This window comes from Dysgonomonas sp. Marseille-P4677 (assembly GCF_016652235.1).
Lineage (GTDB): Bacteria > Bacteroidota > Bacteroidia > Bacteroidales > Dysgonomonadaceae > Dysgonomonas.
In genome coordinates, this window is sequence record NZ_JAEPKU010000167.1 from 1 (window position 1) to 8,695 (window position 8,695).

Genomic DNA, 8,695 nt, shown 5'->3' on the forward strand with positions numbered 1-8,695 from the left:
GGGTTCCAAGGATTTCTTTTATCAAGCGATTTACAAAAATCTGCTCAGTCTGCCCTTCAACAAAAAAAGCGATTCGTTTCATCAATCATTCTCTTCGTTTATAATTCCAAATCCTTCCTTATAGAAATCTGAAGAAAGAAAATCAAAATTATTCAGTCCTGTATATTTGAAGTCTTCAAAAGTATCTGTCGAATTAGTATAGTCGTAGAATATAGATTTATTACGCTGACGATCAATAACCGACCAGAAACGCAATGATATCTGATTCATCACCTGTCGGTCATTTGTTGTCATAAAAAACTGAACATTAGACTTATGCACCTTTTTTGTTACGATATCTATCATTTTCTTCGAGCTATCAAAGTCTAGTCCTTCCCCCATATCATCTACTAACAGACATAAAGAAATGCCATCTAATCGAGCATAAGTCAGCATAATAAACAAAGCCAAAGCCCGAAACATGCCTTGCGACATCTCCCTTTGAGACACAATATATTCACCTTCCTCTTCTATGACAATCCCATACCCACCGCTTTCTCGTTTAATATCGATACATGAAATATCATATCCCAGGGCCTGCATATTTTCAATTACTTCGGAAACAAACATATCGCCATATAGCTCTCGCCCTTTATGAAATATATATATCAAAACATCGGGATCATCAATATCGTGGTCGTCTCCGTCTATCTGGGTATAGTCTTTTACAAGTCTATTTTTTTCTAATTGGTTAGCGAAAAGATAATTCTTGAGTGATTCACCCCATTGTACAATATTTTTAAAAAAAGGTCTGTCACTTGTATCATGTAAAGCTACCGCAAGCTGATAATCTTTTACCTCGAAAGGTGTATGTTGATCTTCTGCAGTCAATAGTATTTTCTTTTTACGATCTAATATAACTTTATTATTAAAAGATAATATCTCTTCATCTACGGCCCGTTCTTTAAATATAAGATAATAAGCATATTGGTCTTCTCCATTTGTAAAGGTTAGTTCGAAACGTTCGGACGGACTAATTGCATATTTCAAATCTATTCTCCCCGATACCAGATCTGCTATTTCACGAATAACATTCAATGTCCGGCTTTTACCGGAAGCGTTTTTCCCTACGAGCAAATTTATATTGCCAAAATAAGCATAATCCCCTCCATTTCCTACAATCGACCATTCGCGAGGCTCATCTACGTAGCGAGTATATTTTAAAGCACTAAGTATCATACCAATTTCTTATTATTTAAAAGATAGGGAAACTATGAATTAATACTTTTGCCAGATTTGCATAGTATAATATTCTTGCATTTCCTCTTCAAATATACGCTTTTTAGTAATAACATCAATGCATTCAATTGTCGCAATTTCTTTTTAAAAGTTATATCTTTGTATAGAAAAGCTAGATTATTGCAACGAATAGAAAATTGACCCTTGTGAAGAAATACAAAAATCTATTATTCTATATAATTACAATAGGAGTATTCTCTATACTTATATTTATAGTCCTGAATGCCGGTAAAACCAATCTGGAAAATATTTCCCAAGATATATATTCGAATAGTAATATCAACCTTTCGGCTTGGGACACGTTTCTGCTAAGCCTAAAGGAAAATATTGCTACTCCGACTATTACGTTCTTACTACAAATAATTGTTATACTTATTGTAGTCAAACTTTTCGGATGGTTGTGTAAATTAATTGGGCAAACAACTGTCATTGGAGAAATTATAGCAGGCGTTGTTTTAGGACCGTCTCTTTTGGGTCTCTATTTTCCGGAAATATCAGAAGCTATTTTTCCCACCTCATCATTAAATAACATTAGTCTGCTCAGCCAAGTCGGGCTTATTCTTTTCATGTTCATTATAGGCATGGAGCTAGACCTGAAAGTTATTAAAAACAGGGCTCAAAATGCTGTTATTATAAGTCATGCAAGTATTATCTTCCCCTTCTCGTTAGGGGTCTTTCTGGCTTATTTTATATACGAAGAATTCACCCATTCCGAAGTAAGCTTTCTTTCATTCGCATTATTTATGGGGATCGCCATGAGTATAACAGCATTTCCGGTCTTGGCCCGTATTGTGCATGAAAAAGGGCTGAATAAGCTTCCTATAGGCTCTATAGTTATCACTTGTGCAGCCATTGATGATATTACTGCCTGGTGCTTGCTTGCCGCCGTTATTGCAATAGTAAAGGCCGGTTCGTTAGCAAGCTCTGTATTTGTAATCCTTATGGCTATAACCTATGTTGTATTTATGTTTAAAGTAGTACGACCGGTTCTTAAAAGGATAACAGAACGTGAGCATTCGAAGAGAAACATTTCAAAATCTGTTGCTGCTACATTTTTTGTCATGCTTTTCGCATCTGCCTATATGACAGAACTCATTGGAATACATGCATTATTCGGTGCATTTCTTGCCGGTGTGATAATGCCTTCCGACACTAGATTTAGAAACTTACTTACAGAAAAAATAGAGTACGTAGCACTAATTGTCCTTTTACCTCTATTCTTTGTATATACAGGGCTGAGAACTGAAATCGGATTACTTAACAGCGTACATCTTTGGCTCATTTGTGGCCTTATCATCGTTGTAGCCATTACAGGAAAATTCCTTGGAAGTGCTCTTGCCGCCCGTTTTGTTGGTCAGAACTGGAAAGATAGTTTAACTATCGGAGCACTGATGAATACAAGAGGGTTGATGGAGTTGGTTGTACTTAATATAGGTCTCGATTTGGGCATACTCACACCTCAGGTTTTTGCGATGATGGTAATAATGGCTTTGGGTACTACGTTTATGACTTCGCCCAGCTTGAGCCTTATTAACAAAATATTTAAGAAAAAACAATTGGTTATAGAAGATAAAGAACAGAAACCGTTCAGAATACTTGTTCCTTTTGCTAGCCCTGAAACAGGACGAAAGCTATTGCTAGTAGCCCATAGTCTGATAAAGAAACGTCAATCAAATTCGGAGTTGACGATGTTACACATGTCAGAAGGGAATATCTTACATCAATATGGAATAACCAAAGAAGAGAATACTATCTTCAAACCAATAATAAATCAAGCTAAAAGCCTGAATCAGGAAATAACAAAGATCTTTGAAGTTACGAGTGATACTCAGTCCAGCATTATTAAGATAGCGAATAAAGGTGAATACGATTTTATTTTAATAGGCAGTAGAGGTTATACCCTTTCGGAAGACAACATACTTGGCCGTTTTATAGGATTCTCAAATAGCCTTGTCGACAATATCAATAAGTTATTATTGAAAATCCAAGGTCTAAATGGCGGAAGACGAACATCCGTTTCTCCTTTCGATGACCGTACCCGACAAATAATATCAAAGACTGATATGCAAGTTGGCATATTTATTGATAGAGGTCTAATAGATATACAAAATGTGTTTATTCCGATATTGGATGAAGATGATGTATTCATCGGTCCATTTATGGAAAGATTATCTAAAAACTCAAATGTACGAATCACGCTATGGGATTCTATTAAGTTATCAGATAAGACCCTTGAGTTTGTAAAATCGGTAAGAGAGGTAAAATCGGTAAACCAATATTTATTCCAGGTGTGGAATAATAATATTCCTGTAGATGAAAGTATTCTCCAAAAACACGATCTGATAATAATCAGTCTAAACAGTTGGAGAAAATTAGATGAATTAGATGAAAAAATGATAAAGGGAATGCCTTCTACACTCATTCTAACCGATAGATAACCGCAGATAAATACAAAAGAATAATTAATTAAAGTAGGATTGTAATAGATGAACAGTCGCGATATAATTTCACTCAAAAAAGAGATATTACTTCATCTGTCAAAAAGGCAGTTAAAAGATGCGTTTGAGACTTTGAGGAAAATTACAACAAATATTCAGGATTGGAAAATCATTGAAACATTAAGTGAATTGGAGACAAATTATAAATTTATGCTCCATTACTTGTTCGAAGGTGTCAACGATCCGGAGCGTGAAAATGTATATCGTAACCTGTTACGTCTATTGTATGAGCTTACAGACGACGCTACAGATGAATTACTTAAAATAGAATCGTCAAATATATTCTACGAAAAGTATAGAAGAAATATATCTGAGAATACCTCCATACCGGATTATACTACGCAACTGTTAGACATATCCGGTATTATTGCACTAACAGACCTACAGGATGATGATATAATAAAGAATGATAAGCTTCGGGAACTAGCTGTAAAAAGAGAACGGATCGGTTCCGAGATGTTCAATAATACTTACATTTCGCCTCGGGCCAATGATAAAGATATGGATAATTACCTATCTTTTGTCAAAAATATTGAACTGCCTGTGAGAGAAAGATCCCTTTTTATTTCGGCAATCAGTTTGAGCTTATTTCATCGTTTCGACGCCCGTAAAGTACAAGTATTGATGGATGCAGCCACCTCTGACAATCTTCAGATCAAGGCTCGTGCAATTGTCGGACTGGTTGTTACCATGCAAATGTATGATTCAAGGTGGTCGTTATATCCCGAATTACAGAGCCAATTGGCTATTTTGTCCGAGAATATGGATTTTAAGAAAGCTGTATTACGGGTTGTTATCCAACTTATACGTTCCCGCGAGACAGAACAGATCAGCAAAAAGATTAAAGAAGAAATCTTACCTGAAATGATGAAGTTCAATAATATGGCAGGACGAAAACTGAACATGGAAGAACTGATGGGAGACGCTGAATTCTCTGAAAAAAATCCGGAATGGCAAAAAGAATTGGAAGAATCGGGACTAGGTAAAAAGCTACAAGAATATTCAAATCTGCAAATGGAAGGAGCCGATGTCTTTCACTCCACATTTTCCGGATTAAAGAACTTCCCATTCTTCTCAGAAATGAGCAACTGGTTTTTACCTTTCGATCCTAAATACTCGGAATTTTCATCTTTATTTCCACAAGGCAGTAAAAACAACTTACTGCAAGCGGCAGTTATCGACTCCGGTCATATGTGCAATTCCGATAAATATTCATTTTGTTTGAGCCTTTTGCAAATTCCAAGCAGCCAACGAGAAATGATGCTCGGACGCATGGGAGCTGAATCTGAAGAGATTAAACAATTGCAGAAAGAAGCTAAAGAAATGAATCCTACTATTGACGAAGAAGTGATTTCTAATCAGTATATACAAGATTTATATCGCTTCTTTAAGCTGAATCCATACCGAAACAATTTCTACGATATATTTAAACTTAACCTCAATTTTTACGATAAAGAATCCATTGCACCTCTTATCTCAAACATTGACGATATGAGGAAAATTGCTTTCTATTGTTTCGATAAAAATAATTTTGGTGAGGCCTTAGATATTTTCAACCGATTAATAGCTATAGATAACCACAGTGACGATATATGGCAAAAAATAGGTTATTGCAGGCAGATGATAAATAATCCTGAAAGTGCATTAGAGGCTTATCTGCAAGCTGATCTATTGAAACCAAACAACTCATGGATCATAAAGCGGATAGCACAGTTATATAGAACATTGAAGCAACCCGAATTGTCTCTCGATTATTATAAAAAAGCCGCAAAACTCACACCCGACAACATTCCAATCGAATTAAATATTGGACATTGCTATCTTGAACTTAATGATTATGACCAAGCTCTGAATACTTATTTCAAAGTAGAGCTCTTAGATAGTAAAGGGACAAAAGCACATCGCCCTATAGCATGGACAGCTTTCTTATTAAAAAAATACGATTTGTCTCGTAAATATTACCAACAGATTTTATCTGCAAAACCGACAATACACGACTATCTCAACGCCGGGCATGTAGAGCTATGCATGGGAAACAAAAAAGAAGCTATTTCTCTTTACAGACAATCTTTGTATCAGGATCAAGACTTCGAACTTTTCCAATTATTATTTGATGCGGATAAAGACATATTGATTCTTCATGGTGTGGACGAGAGAATATTTCCATTTCTGTTTGATCAGGTAAAATACAAAATGGATTAATTTCCCTTTGATATCAGCATTATTGCGACTTACACCACTGATATAATCAGTTTATCCGAATTTTTATATTCGCAAAGACTAATTTTTATAGTATCTTTTCTTTCATTCGGTTCTTTGTCCTTAGTAAAAATTACTATTTTTGCTCTTTCGTTAAGAGCATTACTATAATAAAAAACGACTTAAAATATTTAAACCTATAAATAAATACAGAATAAAAAATGGAAAATAATGATTTGCTTTTACAAGTAACAGCCAAAGCGAAAATGTGGCTTTCGGATAAGTATGACGAAGAAACAAGACAAGGAGTGCAAGCATTATTAGACAATGAGGACAAAACCGGATTGATAGAAGCTTTTTACAAAGATCTTGAATTTGGAACCGGTGGCCTTCGAGGTATAATGGGAGTTGGAACCAACAGAGTCAATATATATACAATAGGTGCGGCCACACAAGGATTGGCTAACTATCTATTAAAAGAATTTGCAGGTAAAGATCTGATAAAAGTAGTTATAGGACATGACTGCCGCAACAATAGTCGCAAATACGCTGAAATATCAGCTGATATCTTATCTGCGAATGGGATTAAAGCTTATCTTTTCGAAGATTTGCGCCCTACCCCCGAAGTATCGTATGCCATTCGTAAATTAGGCTGCCAAAGCGGTATAATGATTACAGCATCTCACAATCCTAAAGCATACAACGGATATAAAGCATATTGGGAAGACGGCGCACAGGTTATACCACCGCACGATAAAAACATTATAGGCGAAGTAAACCGGGTAAATGTAGAAGATATAAAATTCAAAGGCAACAAAAATCTAATAGAAATATTAGGAAAGGATATTGACGAATCATATATCGAGGAACTTAAATCGGTTTTACTTTCAACCGATTCGATAAAAAAACATCACAATATTGGAATCGTATATACACCATTACATGGTACAGGATATACAATAATTCCTCAGGCACTAAAAGCTTGTGGATTTACTAATATAATAAACGTACCGGAACAAGATGTACTAAGCGGTGATTTTCCAACTGTAGTATCTCCTAACCCTGAAGATCCGGCAGCAATGGCTTTGGCCGTAAAGAAAGCTGTAGAAACAAATGCAGATCTTGTATTCGCAACCGATCCGGATGCTGACCGCTTTGGTGCAGCCATTAGAAATGACAAAGGTGAAATTATACTTCTGAATGGTAATCAGACTATGCTTATACTGATCTACTATATCATCACCCGCAAAAAAGAGCTTGGTCAACTTACCGGTAAAGAATACACAGTTCGCACAATTGTAACCAGCGCATTGACACAAGTAGTATCAGAGAAAAACGGAGTGGAAATGTTTGAATGCTACACCGGATTCAAATGGATTGCAGCTATTATGCGTGAGCTGGAAGGAAAACGTCAGTACATAGGTGGCGGTGAAGAAAGTTATGGCTTCTTGGCCGAAGATTTCGTCCGCGATAAAGATTCTGTTTCGGCAGCAATGCTTTTTGGTGAAATAGCAGCATGGGCTAAAGATAATGGCAAAACATTGTACGAAATGCTTCAAGATATCTATGTAGAGTATGGATTCTCTAAAGAAAAAGGGATTTCTGTAACCAAAGAAGGTCGCAGTGGAGCTGAAGAGATAGAAGCTATGATGAAAAACTTCAGAGAAAACCCTATAAAAGAAATTGCAGGCTCTAAAGTGACTCTTATCAAAGACTTTGTTACTCTCAAAGCACAAGACTTGAACATCAATGAAGAATATACATTAGAAATGCCTACAACATCTAATGTATTACAATACTTTACCGAAGACGGAACTAAAGTATCGATACGTCCATCAGGAACAGAGCCGAAAATTAAGTTCTATGTTGAAGTTAAAGCTAAATTGAAATCAAGAGCAGATTACGATGCAGTTGATGCTGCAACAGAGAAAAAGATAGAGCAAGTTTGTATAGATTTAGGTATCTAATAAACCATATAATATAAAGCCGGATAGATCGACTATCCGGCTTTTTTGATATTTAATATATGGATCATGTATTATATAAATTATGAAAAATAGATATCTACGTATAATAACAAATTAATCCATTTATTAATATCTATATAAAAATAGAAACTCTTATGTAGGGATATTTTCAGACTCTCATTTTACGAAAACATGTTATAAAGCATGTTTTTGATAAAAAACGTTAACAAGCTATTTTTTTTCTACTATATACCCTACTTATTATAAGTACACTTACTATATTTGCTTCCAAATTTTAAAAATTAAACAATTAAATAATGGATGGAAATAACAGCAAAGTTGGAAATCTACACGAGGACGTAGGTTATTTGATATGGCGTGTTACTAAATATTGGCAAAGAGGCAAACACAAAATATTAGATGAATTTGGACTTACCACATCTCAAATGGAATTGCTAGGTGCTATTTACCATATGTCGCATCACAAAATAGAAGCTACACAAATAATTTTATCTCAAGAGACAGAGATAGACCCGATGACGACTTCTACTATACTCAGAAACTTAGAAAAAAAGGGACTGATAAGTAGACGTGAAAGTACGACAGATACAAGAGCGCGTGTTGTAGAAGCTACGGATGCCGGGAATGATCTTTTCGAAAGAGCTATAAAAAAAGTAAAAAGTGAACAAAATCGATTATTTGAAAATATTGATACAGATATACTGAAAAATCAATTAAGTATATTATTAAGGG

At 35.3% G+C, this 8,695-nt stretch carries 5 protein-coding genes; 4 read left to right on the forward strand and 1 reads right to left on the reverse strand.

All coding sequences use genetic code 11. The features are described 5' to 3' along the window. Positions 1 to 81 precede the first annotated feature (81 nt). Positions 82 to 1,218 (reverse strand): ATP/GTP-binding protein, encoded by a 1,137-nt coding sequence (locus tag JGH11_RS18035; RefSeq protein ID WP_201114112.1) that lies wholly within the window; start codon positions 1,216 to 1,218, stop codon positions 82 to 84. Between the two features lie 206 nt (positions 1,219 to 1,424). Here JGH11_RS18035 and JGH11_RS18040 point away from each other — a divergent pair, with 206 nt between their 5' ends. The 4 genes from JGH11_RS18040 to JGH11_RS18055 form a co-directional block, all read left to right on the forward strand. Further along, complete coding sequence (locus tag JGH11_RS18040) at positions 1,425 to 3,716, forward strand: cation:proton antiporter (protein ID WP_201114114.1); 2,292 nt, start codon at positions 1,425 to 1,427, stop codon at positions 3,714 to 3,716. A gap of 48 nt (positions 3,717 to 3,764) precedes the next feature. Then, positions 3,765 to 5,978, forward strand: coding sequence for a tetratricopeptide repeat protein (locus JGH11_RS18045; RefSeq protein ID WP_201114116.1), 2,214 nt, complete (start codon positions 3,765 to 3,767; stop codon positions 5,976 to 5,978). Positions 5,979 to 6,196: 218 nt separating this feature from the next. Continuing rightward, positions 6,197 to 7,942: a phospho-sugar mutase gene (locus JGH11_RS18050; RefSeq protein WP_201114118.1), complete on the forward strand. Its 1,746-nt coding sequence runs from the start codon at positions 6,197 to 6,199 to the stop codon at positions 7,940 to 7,942. Between the two features lie 317 nt (positions 7,943 to 8,259). Further along, the coding region (locus tag JGH11_RS18055; protein WP_201114120.1) for a MarR family winged helix-turn-helix transcriptional regulator at positions 8,260 to 8,695 on the forward strand (436 nt) is incomplete at its 3' end.

Bases quoted from the DNA above. Each gene is read 5' to 3' on its own strand.
- JGH11_RS18050 (WP_201114118.1), top strand. From the start codon at position 6,197: ATGGAAAATAATGATTTGCTTTTACAAGTAACAGCCAAAGCGAAAATG.
- JGH11_RS18035 (WP_201114112.1), bottom strand. From the start codon at position 1,218: ATGATACTTAGTGCTTTAAAATATACTCGCTACGTAGATGAGCCTCGC.
- JGH11_RS18045 (WP_201114116.1), top strand. From the start codon at position 3,765: ATGAACAGTCGCGATATAATTTCACTCAAAAAAGAGATATTACTTCAT.